We start from the raw sequence: 17,330 nt of genomic DNA, 5'->3' as shown, positions 1-17,330 counted from the left end.
AAGATTAAAATCTTGCCTCTTTCATCTTGCTTCTATTTTCTTAATTACGTAGCGGTTTCCCTTTGGTTAGCATAAATTGAATTCTTTCTAGTGTTTTTCTTTCGGTACATAAGGACAAGAAAGCTTCACGTTCTAGATCTAATAAGTATTGTTCGCTTACCAATGTTGGTTCCGATAAATCACCACCAGCCATTACATATGCCAGTTTGTTTGCAATTTTCTTATCGTGTTCTGATATGTATTTCCCCGCTTCCATTTGGTCCGTTCCTACTAAGAACATTCCTAAAGCTTGTTTTCCTAATACTTTTACATCCGTTCTGCGTATTGGTTGCGTGTAACCAGCTTCAGCCATTAGTAAAGCATGTTTCTTCGCTTCAGCAATTTGACGGTCTTTGTTCACTACAATGATATCTTTACCCTGTTGTAAAAGTCCTGTGTCAAATGCTTCGTAACCAGAAGTAGATACTTTTGCCATCGCAATAGTCAAGAAATATTCTTGTAATACATTCAGCTCTACGTCATTTTTATGGAATAAATCAGATGCTCTTAAGGCTAGTTCTTTCGAACCTCCACCGCCAGGAATCACCCCAACACCAAATTCTACTAATCCCATATAGGTTTCTGCTGCGGCAACCACTTTATCCGCGTGTAAGCTCATTTCGCAACCCCCACCAAAAGTCATTCCGTGAGGTGCAACAACTACTGGAATTCCAGAGTAACGCACGCGCATCATCGTGTCTTGGAACATTTTGATCGCCATATTCAACTCATCATATTCTTGCTCCACGGCCATCATGAAAATCATACCAATGTTAGCTCCTACAGAGAAATTCGCTGCTTGATTCCCAATCACTAATCCTTGGTATTCTTTTTCTGATAAGTCGATTGCTTTATTGATGGCTTGTAAAACATCACCACCTATTGTATTCATTTTAGATTGGAACTCTAAGTTCAAGATTCCATCTCCTAAGTCTTGGATGATCGCACCGCTATTCGCCCATACTTTTTTGCTTTCGCGAATGTTGTTCAGAATGATAAACGCATCTTGTCCTGGAACTTTTACTTGCGCTTTTGTCGGGATATTGTAGAAAAACGTAGCCCCTTCTTTAATAGAGTAGAAGCTTTTGCTTCCTGAAGCTAGCATTTCATTAACCCAAGCAGCAGGTTCAAGACCTTCTGCTTTCATGATTTCGATTCCTTTTTCAACACCAATGGCATCCCAAATTTCGAATGGTCCATTTTCCCAGCCAAAACCGGCTTTCATGGCATCGTCAATTTTATATAATTCGTCTGAGATTTCAGGAATTCTGTTCGATACATAAGCAAACATACCTGCAAAACTCTTGCGGTAAAATTCACCTGCTTTGTCTTTTCCTTTTACTAGAACTTTAAAACGATTGATGGGTTTATCAATTGATTTAGTCAATTCTAAAGTAGCAAATGACGCTTTCTTAGCAGCGCGGTACTCCATTGTGTCCAAATCCAAAGTCAGAATGTCCTTTCCTTCTTTTTTATAGAAACCTTGTCCCGTTTTGCTACCTAGCCATTTGTTTTCCATCATTTTATTGACGAAATCCGGCAATTTAAACAACTCATGTTGTTCGTCAGTAGGGCAGTTGTCATAGATTCCGTTAGCCACATGTACTAAAGTGTCTAGTCCTACTACGTCTACGGTTCTAAAAGTAGCCGACTTTGGACGACCAATAACCGGTCCAGTCAATTTATCGACTTCTTCAATCGTCAATCCCATTTCTTTTACCAAATGAAACAAACTTTGGATTCCGTAAATACCAATACGGTTTCCTATAAATGCAGGAGTATCTTTAGCCACAACCGAAGTTTTACCTAGGAATTTTTCTCCGTATGTAGTAAGGAAGTCCAACACTTCTGTTGAAGTTTGTGGTCCAGGAATAATTTCAAATAATTTTAAGTAACGCGCAGGGTTAAAAAAGTGAGTTCCACAAAAGTGTTTTTGGAAATCATCACTTCGTCCTTCACTCATAAAGTGAATAGGAATTCCTGAGGTATTAGACGTAATCAAAGTTCCCGGCTTGCGGTATTTCTCCACTTGCTCAAAAACTAATTTTTTAATGTCCAGTCTTTCCACAACCACTTCAATAATCCAGTCTACATCAGCAATTTTAGCCATGTCATCCGTCGTATTTCCAGTGGTGATTCGGCTAGCAAATTTCTGACTGTAAATAGGAGAGGGCTTCGATTTCAAAGCATTCATTAAATGCTCATTCACCAATCGGTTTCTTACAATTTTGCTCTCTAAGGTTAATCCTTTTTTGGTTTCTAGTTCCGTAAGTTCTCTAGGAACAATATCGAGTAGTAACACTTCGACACCAATGTTGGCAAAATGACAAGCAATCCCCGAACCCATGATTCCGGATCCAATTACTGCGACTTTTTTAATTGTGCGTTTCATACTTTTTTTATTTTTTTTATAGGAAAAGAAGATCGTTCAGCGGTATTATTTTACGATAGTACCTCCTAACGATTTAATTTTCTGTGTTTTCCGATTGTTGCGTCATTTCACTGACACTTGAGTTATTAAATATATTTTTATCTTGAATTAATTCATTGATGGTTTCAGCCACTTCAATGAAATGTTGGAGTTTTTCTTCTGAGATGTTCAGTTTCACCGCCTCGTTGAATTTCAAAACCGTACTTTTAGACAAAGCTCTTTTCTCTTTTCCAAATTCAGTCAGGTAAATCAAAACACCACGGCCGTCATCAGGATTCTTCTTCCGAATAATCAATCCTTTTTCTTCCATAGACTTTAAGGTTCGGGTCAAGCTGGTGGCTTCCATACCCATTTTTGGTCCCAAAGCCGTCGATGGAGTACCGCCTTCTTTATCGATACTCAACAAGGCAAAACCAGTTGCCATACTCGCATCGTATTTAGAAGCTTCTTCGTTATACATTCTTGCTACAGCTTGCCAAGTAGCGCGAAGGATGTAATCTATTGTTTTGTCTTTCATAAGGAACTATATCGATTTCAAATATAATAAAAAAATACTATGCATGCATAATAAATTCAATTATTTTTTGTTAAAAAGTACTAAATATAAAAAAACACTACTGAATAAGAGCTAATTGATTGATTTTTTAACGTAATTTTTGGGCATGCCCCTCCGTAAAAACTACGGGTCGGGCTGTACGTTGTATCTTTTATGTAGACCCGGATCCCTCGGGACTACATAAAAGGATGCCACTGCCATCCCTCATGCTACTCGTGATTAAGGAAAATACGATTGTAGAACAGCAGTTGACCACAATTGAGACATCCGGATAACTGTAAAGATTTTACTATATTTATACAATAGTTACAAAGGAAAAATCCGGAATACTAATCCCCAACTGTTGGTAAGTTGGCTTCCGTTGGTAGTAATTGAAAAAAATCCCACAAAAGAAACGAAATGGAAAGAGATGAATTAATAAAGCAATGCAAAAGATTTTTTAATTGTGAAACAATTTTTGATTGTCAAGATTTATTAAACATATATATTGAATTCTTCTTTCAAGCAGTTTTAAAACATCATGATGAAAATGTTTACAGTCGTGAAAATGCAGATGCAAAAATTTTAATTCAAATGATGATGACAAAAGCTTTACATCTTAAAAATGTTCTAAATGGTGTAGATTATGTATCTCAAGATGGAAGGGTATTAAATAATATTATTGACCCAACTATTGTAGCTTCATTAATTCGTAACGTATATGAAACTACAGGAATGTTCAATTTAATTTATAGAAATACTAGTAATAAAGACGAAAAACATATTTTGTATTTACTATGGGTTCATGCTGGTCTTTCATATAGACAACTATTTGACGAAATAATTACAACTGAAGAAAATCGTAAAAAATCAGAAGATGAAAAAAAATATATGGAAAGTATTCAAGCTGAAATTGAAAAAAAACCATTATTTATGAAACTTGATGATAAAAATAAAGGTAAAATAAAAACTAAAATAAAAAAAAGAGATTATCTTTTGAGATTTGAAAACGAACAAGTTGTATTTTTAAATTGGAGAGAATTAACAAAAACAATGGAAATAAAAAACGGGAAATTAGACCATGCATATGCATATTTTTCTCTTTATTCACATCCTTCCAATGTTTCAGTTTTTCAATTTGCAAATATGTTTGAGAAAAACAAAGAATCATATCCTCATCTAGTTACATATAATTTACAAATTGCATTTTTTATGTTTAGTGTTTTTATTGCTGACTATATAAATCTATTTCCAACAGTTTTAAAAACTTATGAAGAAATGGGATTGGTTGAACAGATTGTAATTAATTATCACAATTCATTTGCTCGTGGAGATGAATATGATATAAACGATTCATGGAAAGCAACTCAATAAAACAACTACTGCCACCACACGCCAAACTGTCTAAAAACCTCATTTTTGAGTTTTTGTTCTCGGATTCCTATCTTTTATAAATATAAAACATGGAATTCTTAAGACTTTATTTAGGTTATTAGACGAACTGACGTTGTGAGTAATTCGTTACGAACGTTTTTCAAATTAAAATAAACACCTCCAACTTTTTTCAGGTAATTCAGAAATTATATGTGCAATCTGCATTGAATCGAAAAGTTTAACTTTATTTTTCTTTGCAAATTCAATTGCTGGTTGTGTAAAACCATTATGGCTAAAAACTATTAAATGAACAGCATTATGTTTAATGGTCAAATAATCTAATTCATCGAATCTTATAAATAAAGAATCACCAACTAATTTTCTTATAACTGGAGTATCAATTGAAGTTCCAAAATATTTAGTTTGCACCAATAAATATATTCTTTCATTAAAAACTAAATTTGCAATTTCATCTTTAAAATCAACCAAATAACTTCCAAGAACATCAATACCTTTATCACCAGAAGCTTTTGTTACCTCACAAACAATACCTAAATCTTCTAAAAAAGTTTTACAAAAATTTTCATAAGCAATACCTTTATTTGGTTCATGTTCAATTTTATTAATAAATTTCACTACTTCATTATATTTTTCATCAATAGCTAGATTACAGTGTTTTTTTTGCAAATAAAACCCATCAATCTCTTCAAATAATTGTACTTTGGTAAAGTTAATATTCTGAAATATTGTTGCTTCAATCGTTTTAATAAGTTTTAAATAAGACACAGTGTTTGGGTCACCAAGTTCATCTATTAAAATATCTTTATCAATTTTTAATTCAGAACTATTTATAACATATTCAACAATTAAATTATCAATTCGCTTTTTTCCTTCCCATGATACAGAAATTATTATATCTACAATAGATTTAATTACTTTGATAGTCATTATTGTTCAAGAGTTTTTATCTGCTTTTTAACTTTGTCTTTTATAGAGGTTAATTTATCAAGTAATTCAATTGCCCAATCAGTCATATTTGGAAAAGCAGAAATTTTCTTTAGAATTTCATCTAGTTCCTTACTCCATTGTTCTTTATCTGTAATTCCTATTTTTTTCATTTTTGAAATTAAAGTTATTTCACTTTTTTCGTTTAAAATTTCATTTTTAATTTCATTAAACTCTTCAGAACTTGATGTTTCTTTTATTATTTCAAATATGATATCTCTAAATTGTTTAGTATTTAAACCATGACCAAGTGCTTGTTTTATAAGACTGGGAATATCTTCTAGAATTTCTGTAAAATACTCTTCATCATTATCTAAAAAATCATTAGTATCAGCATCAAGTCCAATTATTGATCTTATTTTTGTGTTTTTGTCGAAAGCCTCCAAATAACCCCAATGTTCCTCAGGAATTGATTCTGAAATTTCTGCAATTTTACTAAAAATTAAATATCTTAATATAGATTCTCTTACTTCTTTAACACCAATACCTAGTTCATTAGAAATCTGCTTATAAATTTCTGCAGGTCTTTTACTTTGCTTAATATCATCATATAAAATAGCTAAATGTTTAGCTTTTGAAACTGGACTCCATTCTTTTACAACGGTAACGTTAGCGATTCCTTGTGTAATTCTAACTTGTTTTTTAAAATTTTCGATAGTTTCAGCATCTTCTTGTTCTGCCATTAGAACAGGAATTTCAGTTTCATCTTCATATCCTTCTACTGTGCCAGATTTTAAGCAAGCTAATCTAGTATTTCCTTCTATTACAACATAACTGTAGGATCCTTCTTTATTAAGTATATCAGGAAACTCATGAGTTTCAATTTTTTGAATAACAATTCTATTAACCCATTTTATATCTTCTTGTAAGCTACGTAATAATTCTTTCGAAGATTTTGATTCAAGCATTATTTTTATTAATTCGGGCTGTGTTACATTTCTTGCTTTAACGAATCTTGGATTGAATTGGTCAATCATTATATCTTTTAGGGCTATATTAACTGGTTTTAGTATCATTATTGTTTATTTAATTTATGTAAATTTATAAAAATGCTTTATAATATTATTATTTATGTACAAGTTATTATTAATGAACAAGAACTATTCATAACACACGTCTTGAGCCATTTGCGAATTTATTGGAATTACCGTTATTTATCGTATTTTCGTTTAGCCGAAAATACTCGTTTTCGTAAGTCCCCAACTGCGTTTAGCGCGGGGACGTTATACCATTTATAACAACACTATGCAAAGTAGAACTAATAAAATCATTGTGATTCTTTTTCTTTTTACTTTAATTTCGTGCAACAAAAAAAGAGAAGAAGTAAATACGATTAAATATTTCGAATTTAGTTACGATGATACTTTTGGTTCAAGTTTTACGTTAGTTTATAAACCAAAAGACAGTTTATACATCAGACAGCATTGGTCGGCAAGTGAAGTATTTGACAATTTAAAAATACCGAAAGGTAAAACAAGTTATTCCGCCAAAATCAAAGCAAGTGATGAACAAAACCTAATAAGGCTTATTTCGAAACTGAAACTTAAAAAACTCAAAAATGAATATTTTGAAGATTATAGTGACGGCCGAACTTACACAATATTAATAGATAAAGATTCTATAGCAAAGTTAATTAAAGTTCATAGCCATAATGCTCCTAAAGAACTTGATAGTTTAGCAGGTTGGGTTTATAAACTGAAAGTGAAATTAAAACTGACGAAAACCGAAAAGAAACTGAAATTGAAAAGTTCAAAATATGTACTTCCACCACCTCCACCACCACCAATTGTTGAGAAAAATAAAAACGGTATATAGTAGTCATTTTGAGCTAGCTGGAATTTAGTGGAATTACCGTTTCGCATCATGTTTTCGTTAAGCCGAAAATTGAAAGGTTAGATACCCAGCTGTACGAAGTATTTATGAAAAAAAGAAGCTGTGCGAATTCAACTGTTGTAAATCCCTATATAATTTAAGTTCTCTATTTTTACACAGTTTAATGAGATGCTTCCTTCGTCAGCATGCCAAGATGGGCGATAAGACACTCCCCGAAATGGTGTAAATAACTAAAATGTAGCATGGTGTCTCCATTTACTTTCGAACAAAACCATAAAAAAACCACGAACAGTAATTCGTGGTTTTTTGTTATAATAAATATTTCTTATCCCTTCTTAAACTCCCCGCTATCGACATCTTTCAAGAACTTGATTACACCTGGAAAATAGGTTTTAGGATCATCGTATTGTGAAAGGTGGCTTCCGTTAGGGCAAAATAGAAAGCGTCCGTTTTGTACTTCGTTAGCAATCCATTTCATGTGTTCAGGATCCATGGTGTCGTATTTAGAACCTATGGATAGGGTAGGGACAGTCAATGTTTTTAATCGATCCTTGACATCCCAATTTTTTAAAGATGCATTTCCTGTGATGCCAAATTCACTGTGCCCTTGCATAAACACATACACCTCTGGATTGATGTGCTTGAAACAACGGTTGATGCTTTCTGGCCAGTCTTCCAGTGGCATTCTTAAAATGTGTTGGGTGTAATAGTATTTAAAAAGCAGTTCACTGTATTTTGGATTGTCAAAATCATTGTTGCTTTCCATATCCTGCAATTGCTTTAGGATTTTTGGGTCCATTTGTGGTGCCAATACGTTTTTTGCGTACGCATTATATTCAGGAGCGCTGGCCATCATGTTCGAGATAATCAAGCCTTTTAAGTTTTTTTGGTATTTCAAAGCATATTCCATCGCAAGAATTCCACCCCAAGATTGTCCCATCAAGTAAAAATTAGAACTGTCTAATTTTAGTGCTTTACGGACTTGTTCTACTTCTTCGACAAAGCGCTCATTCGTCCATAAACTGGTGTCACTGGGTTGGTCACTGTAATAGGAGCCTAACTGGTCGTAGTAAATGTATTCAATGCTTTCGTTAGGGAAATAACCGTCAAAGGATTCATACAATTCATGGGTTAATCCAGGACCGCCGTGCAACAGCAATACTTTTATTTTAGGATTGTTACCCACCGTTTTTGTCCAAACCTTAAATGTTCCTTTTGGAGTTTGTATCGGAATCATTTTGATACCTCCCGTCAACTGATCGTCTCGTTTGGAGAAATCCAAATAATTTGCTTTTATCGCATCTTCCTTTGGTTTTTCTTGGCAACTAGAAAAAAAGAATATACTTATTATCGCGCAAATTAGGACTTTTAGTTTCATAACGAGATCGTTTTACAAAAGGTTAGTTGTAGATTTTGTCAAATAATGGTTTATACATTTGCATGACTATTTTTCTTTTCAATTTTAGCGTTGGAGTCAGTTGTCCGCCTTCCACTGACCAAACATCGGGTGTCAATTCAAAACGTTTTATTTTTTCCCAATTTCCAAACTTTTCATTCAAAGTGTCAATTTCCTCTTGTATGCGTGCAATGACATGCGCGTTAGAAATAATTTCTTCGTTTGTTGTTCCAACATTTATTTTATGAATAGCAGCCCATTCTTTTACAAAATCAAAATTAGGTTGAATGAAAGCGCCTGGCATTTTTTGCCCATCTCCAATCACCATTATTTGATCAATGAAACGGGATTGCTTCATCGTGTTTTCAATAATTTGTGGTGCAATATATTTTCCTCCAGAGGTTTTAAACATTTCTTTTTTACGATCAGTAATGCGTAAGAAACCGTCTTGGTCAAACTCACCAATATCACCTGTATGGAAATACCCATCAACGATAACCTCATTAGTCAGTTTTTCATCTTTGTAATAACCTATCATCACGTTTGGACCTTTGCAAAGGATTTCTCCATCTTCGGCAATTTTTACGTCTACATGGTCAATTACTTTACCTACAGTTCCTACTCTGAAACCATGATTTCTCATGTCATTTACGGAAATTACAGGAGAAGTTTCAGTCAATCCGTATCCTTCCATCACGGGGATTTCGGCAGCAGCAAAAATGCGGGCCAATCGGGTTTGTAAAGCAGCACTTCCTGAAACCATTAAATCTAGATTTCCACCCAAACCTTCTTTCCATTTGCTGAAAATTAATTTGCGCGCAATCTTCAGTTGGAACTCATACCAAGCTCCATTGGCACCATACGGTTCAAAACGCAATCCTAAATCAATTGCCCAGAAGAACAATTTCTTTTTGATTCCGGTAAGTTCTGATCCTTTGGCATATATTTTATCGTACACTTTTTCCAATAGTCTTGGAACTGCAGTGATTACTGTAGGTTGTACTTCTTTAAGGTTGTCACTAATTTTGTCAATCGCTTCACCAAAATAAACTGAAACACCATAATATTGATACAAATACAAAATCATGCGTTCAAAAATATGGCAAATAGGCAAGAAGCTTAACGCCCTACTTTTCCCAGCTTCAAACGGAATTCTTGAAGCGCTATCCAGCACATTTGAAACAATGTTTTGGTGCGAAAGCATCACCCCTTTAGGTCTTCCAGTTGTACCAGAAGTATAAATTATAGTAGCTAAATCAGTAGTCTTTACGTTGTTTTTGCAAATTTCAACTTCATTTTGATTGCCTTGGTCTTCGCCAATTTTCAGTAATTCATTCCAGTTTTTACAACCTTCAATTTCGTTAAAAGAATACACTTCTTTTAGATGGGTTACTTTGTCCTTGATTAAATTTACTTTATGAAGCACTTCTGCATCAGATACAAAACAATATGTGGCTTCAGAATGATTTAAGATGTATTCATAATCATCTTCGGAAATCGTTGGGTAAATAGGAACAGTTTGTGCACCCGTTTGTAAAACTCCTATATCAAGTATATTCCATTCGGTCCTATTATTCGAAGAAATAATAGCAATTTTATCGTCTTTTTTAACTCCTAATTTTAGTAATGCTCTTGATATACTATTGGCTTTGGCAATGTATTCTTGTGTAGACGTTTTTACCCAAACTCCATTTTGCTTTGTTACTAAAGCATCTGGAATTGAAGTGTATTTATCTTGCTGATAATAAGGAAAATCAAAGAGTCTGGTTATAGAAGTCATTAATAAAATTATTGAATTGATTCGCAAATTAAATAAAAAAACAGTATAATTTTTGTTTTTAAATAATTAATTAGGAAAAATAAATTAGAATTATCAAATTTAGCGAAATCGTTTTCTTAAAATGCGATTTAAGCTGTTGATTTAGAGTTGTAAAGTCGTTTTTGGAGGTTTTGTCCAATAAAGATTAATCTACATAATCTTTACTACGATCTCCTAAAATGAACATTTTCTTCTTTTGAAAATGGATAGAAAAGTGCGCGTATGTCCAATTTCCATCTGTTTCAGCTTTGTTTTTATACCATAGCGAATACACGGCATAATTAAATCCCTTCTGGTATTTGGGCGTTCCATTTTCAAAACATTCCATTCCCCAATCCATATTTATTTTAGATAAATCACTCAATTGAAAAACCCCAGTTCCATCCGGATTTAATTGCACCAAAGGCTCCGCATCTCCATTTAAAAGGTAAGTTCCTGTTATGGGATAATCAATATTTGTAGTGATGTAATGCACACCGCCTTTCGCCATTATTTTTTCGACTTTTTGAGCAAATGTAGGAGTTGCAAATAAGAGTATTGATAGGAGTATTGATAGGAGTAATAAGTTCGCTGATTTTGCCATTTTAGGAATTTGTTTAAAGTGGTATTATTATTATTTATTTTTTAGGCTTTGAACCCATGTAAAAAGTAAGCGTCCCTCCATCGGTAATTGATTTGTGTTTTAGCACAAAATCTGTTACTGTTTTTCCGTCTAAAAGTACTTTTTGAACATATACATTTTTTGGACTTTGATTGATCACATTTACCTTGAATTGGTTTCCGTTTTCCAAAGTTAGAATGGCATTGTTTACTAATGGAGAACCAATAGCATACTCATCAGAACCTGGAGCTACAGGATAAAACCCTAGTGAAGAGAAGATGTACCAAGCACTCATTTGTCCGCAATCGTCATTACCGCCTAAACCATCTGGACTAGGTTTGTATTGCATATCGAGAATTTTTCGAACTTGAGCTTGCGTTTTCCATGGTTGGTTTGCCCAATTGTAAAAGTAAGCAACATGATGTGCGGGTTCATTTCCATGGACATAACCACCTATGATTCCTTCACGTGTAATATCTTCGGTATGTTCGAAAAAAGAATCGGGTAAATGCATGCTGAATAAAGTGTCTAATCGAGCAGCAAATGTTTTTTTACCGCCCATTTTAGCAATTAAGGTAGCGGGATCTTGCGGAGCAAAAAAGCTATAATTCCAGCTGTTTCCTTCTATAAACCCTTGTCCTTCGGTACTCAAAGGATCAAATTCTTTTTTAAAGGTTCCATCGGCCATTTTGGGTTGCATGAATCCAGTAGTGGCATTGTAATTGTTTTTCCAGTTTTCAGAGCGTTTTATAAACTCATCGTAGACCGCTGTTTTATTCAGTTTTTTTGCAATTTGTGCAATACACCAATCGTCATAAGCATATTCTAAAGTGTTGGAAACCGATACCCCGCTTTTTTCGGCAGGAATATAACCCAAATCCATATAATAGCCAATTCCTTCATAATTGCGGTGTTTTGCTGTTGTAATACAGGCTTCAAGAGCTTTGTTTTCATCTCCATTATAAACGCCTTTTATAATAGCATCTGCAATTACAGATACACTGTGGTAGCCACTCATACACCAATTGTCATTGGAATAATGAGACCAAATAGGCAACATATGCAAAGCACTTTGGTCGTAATGTGCTACCATCGATTTAACCATATCGTTATTTCTTGATGGCTGAATAATATTGAAAAAAGGATGCAACGCTCTATAAGTATCCCATAAAGAGAATGTACTATAATTAGTAAAACCATTCGCTTGATGCACATCTTGATCGAGTCCTTTGTATTGTCCGTTTACATCCGTATAAACTGTTGGGTTGATGAACGTATGATACATGGCAGTGTAAAAATTTACCTTAGTGTCCTCGGATGCAGTGATGGTTATTTTGTTTAATTCTTTGTTCCAACTGGTCTGCGCTTGTGCTTTTACTTTTTCAAAATTCCAATCTTTGATTTCAGCTTGCATGTTTTGCAATGCATTTTCTTGACTCACTGAAGATAAGGCAAACTTGATTTTGATTTTTTCGGCTTCTTCGGTTTTGAAATCAAAATACATTCTTATTTTTTTTCCAGCTATTTCAGGGAAATTTTTTGATTGATCGAATTTTCTCCAAAAGCCTCTGTACGCTTGTTTGTCATCATAATTTTTTTGCCCGTATTCGGTAAACGGTTTAGAAAACGACATCGCAAAATAAACAGTACGCGTTCTTGCCCAACCATTGGTTTGGCGATATCCCGTAATCAAAGTATCGTTTACCACACGTACGTACGTCCAAACGTCTTTCTCGTCGTAATTGTAAATTCCTGCCATCAAATCCAGTATAATATGACTTTCATCCGATTTTGGAAACGTATATTGATGCATTCCCACTCGCGTAGTAGCGGTCATTTCGGCCAGAATGTTATCATCGTCTAATTTTACTTTATAATAACCTGCTTCTGCTATTTCATTAGCATGTGAATAGGAGGAACGATAGCCACTTTTAGGATTAGCAGCAGTTCCTGGATTCAATTGTAGTTTTCCTTGAGTTGGCATGATTAAAAAATCCCCTAAATCCGAATGTCCTGTTCCGCTCAAATGCGTATGGCTAAAACCAACAATAGTTTTGTCTTCGTATTTGTAACCCGCACAATATTTATACACATCACCATTGTATTTTCCGTTTATTTCGTAGGAGATAGTATCCGTTTCTGGACTTAATTGTACTGCTCCAAAAGGAACCGTAGCACCAGGGTAGGTGTGTCCCATTTTCTCGGTACCGATAATTGGTTTTACATATTGAATTAAATTTTGTTGGGCTTGGGAGACAAAAGAAAGGATTAATATGGAGAAAAGAAATGTCTTTTTCATAGTCTATTTTCTTGGTTGAATTGAGGTCGTTTTTTGTAAATATGGGATTCTTTTCAAATCTAGGGAATCCTATTTTTTTGAGCAACTATTAGCGTATAAAAAAAGACTTCAAAGCAGAACGACTTTTCCAATCTTCCGTCTATGGCCAACGAAATGGTGCACGAGTTTGATATCCATTGATTAGTATTAAGAATGGTGTTACTAAACAAATTTTATTTATAGTGTAAAAAAGCGCTATAAATGTATTGAAATTAAGGAATAGCATTGAGGTGACGGGCAAGATGTACACCCATGCTAAAACAAGATTGAAGGAGATAGCCTCCAGTAGGAGCATCCAAGTCTAGCATTTCTCCAATGCAATAATGATTTTTCATCATTTTCAATTGAAAATTTTCATCTAAGGCATTCAATTTAATGCCACCCGTGGTAGAAATGGCTTCGTCCAATAGGGCAGAACCAGTGATTTCTATAGGAAGTTTTTTGATGTTTTGTGCCAAAAGTTCTGGATTCAGGTAGGTTTCTTTTGACAAATAGATTTTCAACAGCCCAATTTGTGCAGGGTTCAATTTGAGCTCTTTTTGTAATTTTTGGCTCGTCTTTTTTAAGGTTGATTTTTTGATCTTCTGAAGCACTTCATCATAAGTTAATGTTGGTTTTAAATCCAGAAATACAGTAGCCTTTTGCTGATTATTAAGCTCATTGCGAATTTGCGGACTGATTGCATAAATGGCATTGCCCTCTAAACCGAAACGGGTAATTACCATTTCACCTTTTTGACGTTTATCGCCACAGCTAATAGCTATATTTTTAAGGGGATGCCCTTCAAAGGCAGTGATGAAATCGAAATTCCAGTTGACTTGGTACGCACAATTGGAGGCTTTAAAAGGGACAACTTCAACGTCTTTTTTATGGAATAAATCCAGCCAGATGCCATCAGATCCAGTTATTTTCCAGCTGCCACCACCCATTGCAAAAACGGAATGCTCAGACTGGACTGCTGTGTCAACATTGAAAACAAGATCGTGGTTGGTATTCCAGCCCGTCCAATTTTGTTGATACTGAATGGCAACGCCTCGTTTATTGAGGACATCCATAATGGCATTAAGTACGGCAATTGGTTTAATTCCGCTTTCAGGATATACGCGTTTGCTGCTCCCAATGTAGGTGGGAATTCCCATAAGATCGATCCATTTTTGAAAATCGGCATTGTCAAAATCGAGTAGGGCTTCCTCTATAAAATGGGATGGGGTGTAGCGTTCAACCAGTTGCGCAATGGGTTCCGAATGGGTAAGGTTAAATCCGCCTTTTCCAGCTACAAGAAATTTTCTTCCAAGGGTTTTGTTTTTCTCGTAAATGGTAACATTGAATTTCTGGGGATCGAGGAATGCGGCGAGTAAAAATGCGGCGGGTCCTCCTCCAATAATTGAGACTGATTTCTTCACCCTGCAAAAATACTCTTTGTGAAAGGATTAAAGGCGTTTTCCTTTTTTTATTAGTTACAGCCAAACAAAAACGGGAATTAAACTAGTGCGATTTCGTTTGTATGTAGTACAGTTAATTCAGAATTGTATGCTACACCTGCACTACTTTAGTTACTTTTTCTTTTCTTCATTGACAATCAATTTCAAAGAGTTAATATAATCAGTGTCAAATTCTATAACTCTTATTTTGTTTAGCTTAAAACTCATTTCACCGTCAAATTTCCCTTCAGTTCCCAAAAAATCGATGATCAGTTCTTTTTCGTCTATTTCAATAAGTTTACCTAGATAAACTGCTTTATTAGATTTTTTTGAAATTTGGAAAATCTCGTGCTTAATTGCTAGATAATTTATAATTGAAGGTAAGTCATTAAGTGGAATTATTTCCTCAGCACTTGTTTTTAAACCTTTAAGCTTAATTACCCTTTCTGTGAATTCATAATCCTCATCTTGAATAATGGACTTGACGTTTTTATTTTTCAAAATCGTGTACCCATCAATTATAAAATCAAAAGGATTGTTCTTGAGCAGTATCCAATCTTCAGTCCAGTCAATTAAAAAACCAGTAAAGATTTCTTTTTGATCTTCAAAAACTATTGAAATTAATTGACGCAAATATTTTTCCATAATGTTTATTAAGTTTCTAGAGTATGTAACTATCAACGATACCGAACCACTATCCGCTTTTGGCCTTACAAAGAGGAGTGTTTTTTGGTTAAACGAAAATACGATAAAAAACGGTAATTCCACAAAATTTCCAAATGGCTTAAGAGAAGCCGGATTCAATACAATACTTTTTTAACAAATCGGTTTACGAGCGCCACACCCTCTTTTCAAAAGGAAGCTGGTCCTCATTGCAAATGAGAACCAGAGGGATACTTTTTAAAATTCGGAAAAATTAATGTGAATATCAGGTACCAGGAGAAATATAGCTCACAGATATTTTTGTTGCTTTATCCACTTCTTCTGGAGTAATCAGAATTGTAGTGGAAGTAGATACCAATCCAGAAGAGTTTATATTTAATGAAACTGCAGTAGCAACCGTGGTATCAGGCATGTCTGCAATTACATAAACATCCGTGTCGCCAAAGGCAAAATAAAAGGCTTCCATTTTTCCTCCTAAGTCAGTAATCATTTTTTCAATGACTTGCTTTCTATTGGTACCACCTACCTTGAGTAATCCTTTGACTCCTGCTGAAGTATAAGATGCTTTAATTAAAATCTTTTTCATTTTATTGTATTTTAGTCTTCCTACTCATTTGGCTTTTCGGTTCCGCCCCGTTTTTTAGCGGTTTCTGGACTCCACTTTTTTTATTTTAACTAGCATAATAAAATGATTTGAGGTGTGTTTTTTAATCTTGTTTATAGCGGAACTGTGTCTTTTTGTGTTTTTAAGTTGTTGATAATCAATATCTTGCTATATACTAAAATACGATAAAAAAACGGTAACTTCTACGAAATTATAAATAGTTTAAGATGTGATTGTAGTTCGGTTAGTATATTGGTTTTCTTGATACTGAATATAAAATCCTAGTACTTGATTGTAGTATCTTTGTGGCTTTCTATCAAAAAATTTCGAACCATATGCTACTTTTATAAAAGGATTGACTTATGAAACAGGAAGGGACATATACAGGCGCCGAAGGTAAATTAGCGGGCTACGATATTCAATATACACCAAACCAAAAGCGACCTCTGATTGTGTTTTGCCATGGATTCAATGGATTTAAAGATTGGGGCGCATTCAACTTGATGGCGGATTACTTTTTGCAAAAGGAATTTCAATTTGTAAAATTGAATTTTTCTCATAATGGAACATCTCCTGCTCATCCTTTGGATTTTGTGGATTTAGAAGCTTTTGGGACTAATAACTTCGAAAAAGAACTCGAAGATATTGGGTCTTTGTTAGTCCATCTAAAAAAGGAAAGTTTTGCAGATAGCATCGATTTTGATAAACTGTTTTTGATTGGTCATTCTAAAGGTGGAGCAACGGCTTTGGCTTATACTTTATCCCATCCTGAAATTGTTTCTTGTGCCACCTTAGCAGCAGTGCTCGACCCAGTAGCGCGCTATGGAAAGAAGAATGATAAGCTGTGGAAAGAAAACGGTGTAAAATTTGTCGTTAACGGAAGAACAAAACAAAAAATGCCACTGTATTATCAATTGGTTGAAAACACACAGAAAATAAAAGAGAAACTGGATCTCCGAAATTTGCTGAAAGGGGATAAGCGAAAATTTTTATTTGTCCATGGTGTAAAAGACGAAGCGGTTCCTGTAACAGAAACTAATTTGGTAAAAAACCTGCCCAATTGTACCGTCTCCATTATTGAAGATACCAATCATGTTTTTGGTGCTTCGCATCCATATACAAGTATCAATTTACCTACTGATTTACAAAATGCCCTGAGTCAAATCGCAAAATTCTTTGAATCAGTGTGATGGTTTTGAATAAGAGGTTTTACAAGCAAACTTGTCATTCAAAAGAAGGAGGTATCACATCAAGTAGCTCCAAACACCTTA

The 17,330-nt window shown here is 34.3% G+C and carries 14 protein-coding genes; 3 read left to right on the top strand and 11 right to left on the bottom strand.

Annotation, left to right across the window (positions count from 1 at the left end; translation table 11 throughout):
- Positions 1 to 40: 40 nt before the first annotated feature.
- Entirely contained in the window at positions 41 to 2,431 is a 2,391-nt protein-coding gene (locus tag AB3G39_RS12685) for a 3-hydroxyacyl-CoA dehydrogenase NAD-binding domain-containing protein (protein WP_369753503.1), read from the bottom strand.
- Between the two features lie 73 nt (positions 2,432 to 2,504).
- Entirely contained in the window at positions 2,505 to 2,987 is a 483-nt protein-coding gene (locus tag AB3G39_RS12680; protein ID WP_367752244.1) for a MarR family winged helix-turn-helix transcriptional regulator, read from the bottom strand.
- A 438-nt stretch (positions 2,988 to 3,425) separates the two neighbouring features.
- Here AB3G39_RS12680 and AB3G39_RS12675 point away from each other — a divergent pair, with 438 nt between their 5' ends.
- Positions 3,426 to 4,379, top strand: coding sequence for a hypothetical protein (locus tag AB3G39_RS12675; protein ID WP_369765400.1), 954 nt, complete (start codon positions 3,426 to 3,428; stop codon positions 4,377 to 4,379).
- Positions 4,380 to 4,544: 165 nt separating this feature from the next.
- Here the strand turns inward: AB3G39_RS12675 and AB3G39_RS12670 are convergent, their stop codons facing one another.
- Both AB3G39_RS12670 and AB3G39_RS12665 read right to left on the bottom strand, forming a co-directional pair.
- Positions 4,545 to 5,327: a restriction endonuclease gene (locus AB3G39_RS12670; protein WP_369765399.1), complete on the bottom strand. Its 783-nt coding sequence runs from the start codon at positions 5,325 to 5,327 to the stop codon at positions 4,545 to 4,547.
- Complete coding sequence (locus AB3G39_RS12665; protein ID WP_369765398.1) at positions 5,327 to 6,400, bottom strand: hypothetical protein; 1,074 nt, start codon at positions 6,398 to 6,400, stop codon at positions 5,327 to 5,329. Before AB3G39_RS12665 ends, AB3G39_RS12670 begins: the two co-directional genes overlap by 1 nt.
- A 229-nt stretch (positions 6,401 to 6,629) precedes the next feature.
- On the opposite strand from AB3G39_RS12665, the gene AB3G39_RS12660 reads away from it, so the two are divergent.
- On the top strand, positions 6,630 to 7,199 hold the full coding sequence (locus AB3G39_RS12660) for a hypothetical protein (RefSeq protein ID WP_369765397.1): 570 nt from the start codon (positions 6,630 to 6,632) through the stop codon (positions 7,197 to 7,199).
- Positions 7,200 to 7,542: 343 nt separating this feature from the next.
- Here the strand turns inward: AB3G39_RS12660 and AB3G39_RS12655 are convergent, their stop codons facing one another.
- From AB3G39_RS12655 to AB3G39_RS12625, 7 genes are all read right to left on the bottom strand, one after another.
- Entirely contained in the window at positions 7,543 to 8,595 is a 1,053-nt protein-coding gene (locus AB3G39_RS12655) for a proline iminopeptidase-family hydrolase (protein WP_369765396.1), read from the bottom strand.
- A gap of 22 nt (positions 8,596 to 8,617) precedes the next feature.
- The gene (locus AB3G39_RS12650) at positions 8,618 to 10,393 is read right to left on the bottom strand and encodes a long-chain fatty acid--CoA ligase (protein ID WP_369765395.1); all 1,776 of its coding nucleotides are present in this window, start codon (positions 10,391 to 10,393) and stop codon (positions 8,618 to 8,620) included.
- A 184-nt stretch (positions 10,394 to 10,577) separates the two neighbouring features.
- A complete protein-coding gene (locus tag AB3G39_RS12645) occupies positions 10,578 to 11,015 on the bottom strand; it encodes a hypothetical protein (RefSeq protein ID WP_369765394.1) in 438 nt (145 codons plus the stop codon).
- Between the two features lie 34 nt (positions 11,016 to 11,049).
- On the bottom strand, positions 11,050 to 13,332 hold the full coding sequence (locus tag AB3G39_RS12640) for a GH92 family glycosyl hydrolase (RefSeq protein ID WP_369765393.1): 2,283 nt from the start codon (positions 13,330 to 13,332) through the stop codon (positions 11,050 to 11,052).
- Positions 13,333 to 13,583: 251 nt separating this feature from the next.
- Complete coding sequence (locus AB3G39_RS12635; protein WP_367768812.1) at positions 13,584 to 14,774, bottom strand: NAD(P)/FAD-dependent oxidoreductase; 1,191 nt, start codon at positions 14,772 to 14,774, stop codon at positions 13,584 to 13,586.
- Positions 14,775 to 14,924: 150 nt separating this feature from the next.
- A complete protein-coding gene (locus AB3G39_RS12630; protein ID WP_367752258.1) occupies positions 14,925 to 15,437 on the bottom strand; it encodes a hypothetical protein in 513 nt (170 codons plus the stop codon).
- 283 nt (positions 15,438 to 15,720) lie between these two features.
- Entirely contained in the window at positions 15,721 to 16,041 is a 321-nt protein-coding gene (locus AB3G39_RS12625) for a GYD domain-containing protein (protein ID WP_367768815.1), read from the bottom strand.
- A gap of 380 nt (positions 16,042 to 16,421) precedes the next feature.
- On the opposite strand from AB3G39_RS12625, the gene AB3G39_RS12620 reads away from it, so the two are divergent.
- Positions 16,422 to 17,249, top strand: a complete 828-nt coding sequence (locus AB3G39_RS12620) for an alpha/beta hydrolase family protein (RefSeq protein ID WP_369765392.1) — start codon at positions 16,422 to 16,424, stop codon at positions 17,247 to 17,249.
- Positions 17,250 to 17,330: the final 81 nt, after the last annotated feature.

The sequence above is a fragment of the Flavobacterium sp. WC2416 genome, from assembly GCF_041200095.1.
Lineage (GTDB): Bacteria > Bacteroidota > Bacteroidia > Flavobacteriales > Flavobacteriaceae > Flavobacterium.
This window is presented reverse-complemented; position numbering and strand designations above follow the sequence as displayed.

Bases quoted from the DNA above. Each gene is read 5' to 3' on its own strand.
- AB3G39_RS12685 (WP_369753503.1), bottom strand. From the start codon at position 2,431: ATGAAACGCACAATTAAAAAAGTCGCAGTAATTGGATCCGGAATCATG.
- AB3G39_RS12665 (WP_369765398.1), bottom strand. From the start codon at position 6,400: ATGATACTAAAACCAGTTAATATAGCCCTAAAAGATATAATGATTGAC.
- AB3G39_RS12680 (WP_367752244.1), bottom strand. From the start codon at position 2,987: ATGAAAGACAAAACAATAGATTACATCCTTCGCGCTACTTGGCAAGCT.
- AB3G39_RS12620 (WP_369765392.1), top strand. From the start codon at position 16,422: ATGAAACAGGAAGGGACATATACAGGCGCCGAAGGTAAATTAGCGGGC.
- AB3G39_RS12645 (WP_369765394.1), bottom strand. From the start codon at position 11,015: ATGGCAAAATCAGCGAACTTATTACTCCTATCAATACTCCTATCAATA.
- AB3G39_RS12660 (WP_369765397.1), top strand. From the start codon at position 6,630: ATGCAAAGTAGAACTAATAAAATCATTGTGATTCTTTTTCTTTTTACT.
- AB3G39_RS12640 (WP_369765393.1), bottom strand. From the start codon at position 13,332: ATGAAAAAGACATTTCTTTTCTCCATATTAATCCTTTCTTTTGTCTCC.
- AB3G39_RS12650 (WP_369765395.1), bottom strand. From the start codon at position 10,393: ATGACTTCTATAACCAGACTCTTTGATTTTCCTTATTATCAGCAAGAT.
- AB3G39_RS12670 (WP_369765399.1), bottom strand. From the start codon at position 5,327: ATGACTATCAAAGTAATTAAATCTATTGTAGATATAATAATTTCTGTA.
- AB3G39_RS12630 (WP_367752258.1), bottom strand. From the start codon at position 15,437: ATGGAAAAATATTTGCGTCAATTAATTTCAATAGTTTTTGAAGATCAA.
- AB3G39_RS12675 (WP_369765400.1), top strand. From the start codon at position 3,426: ATGGAAAGAGATGAATTAATAAAGCAATGCAAAAGATTTTTTAATTGT.
- AB3G39_RS12655 (WP_369765396.1), bottom strand. From the start codon at position 8,595: ATGAAACTAAAAGTCCTAATTTGCGCGATAATAAGTATATTCTTTTTT.
- AB3G39_RS12625 (WP_367768815.1), bottom strand. From the start codon at position 16,041: ATGAAAAAGATTTTAATTAAAGCATCTTATACTTCAGCAGGAGTCAAA.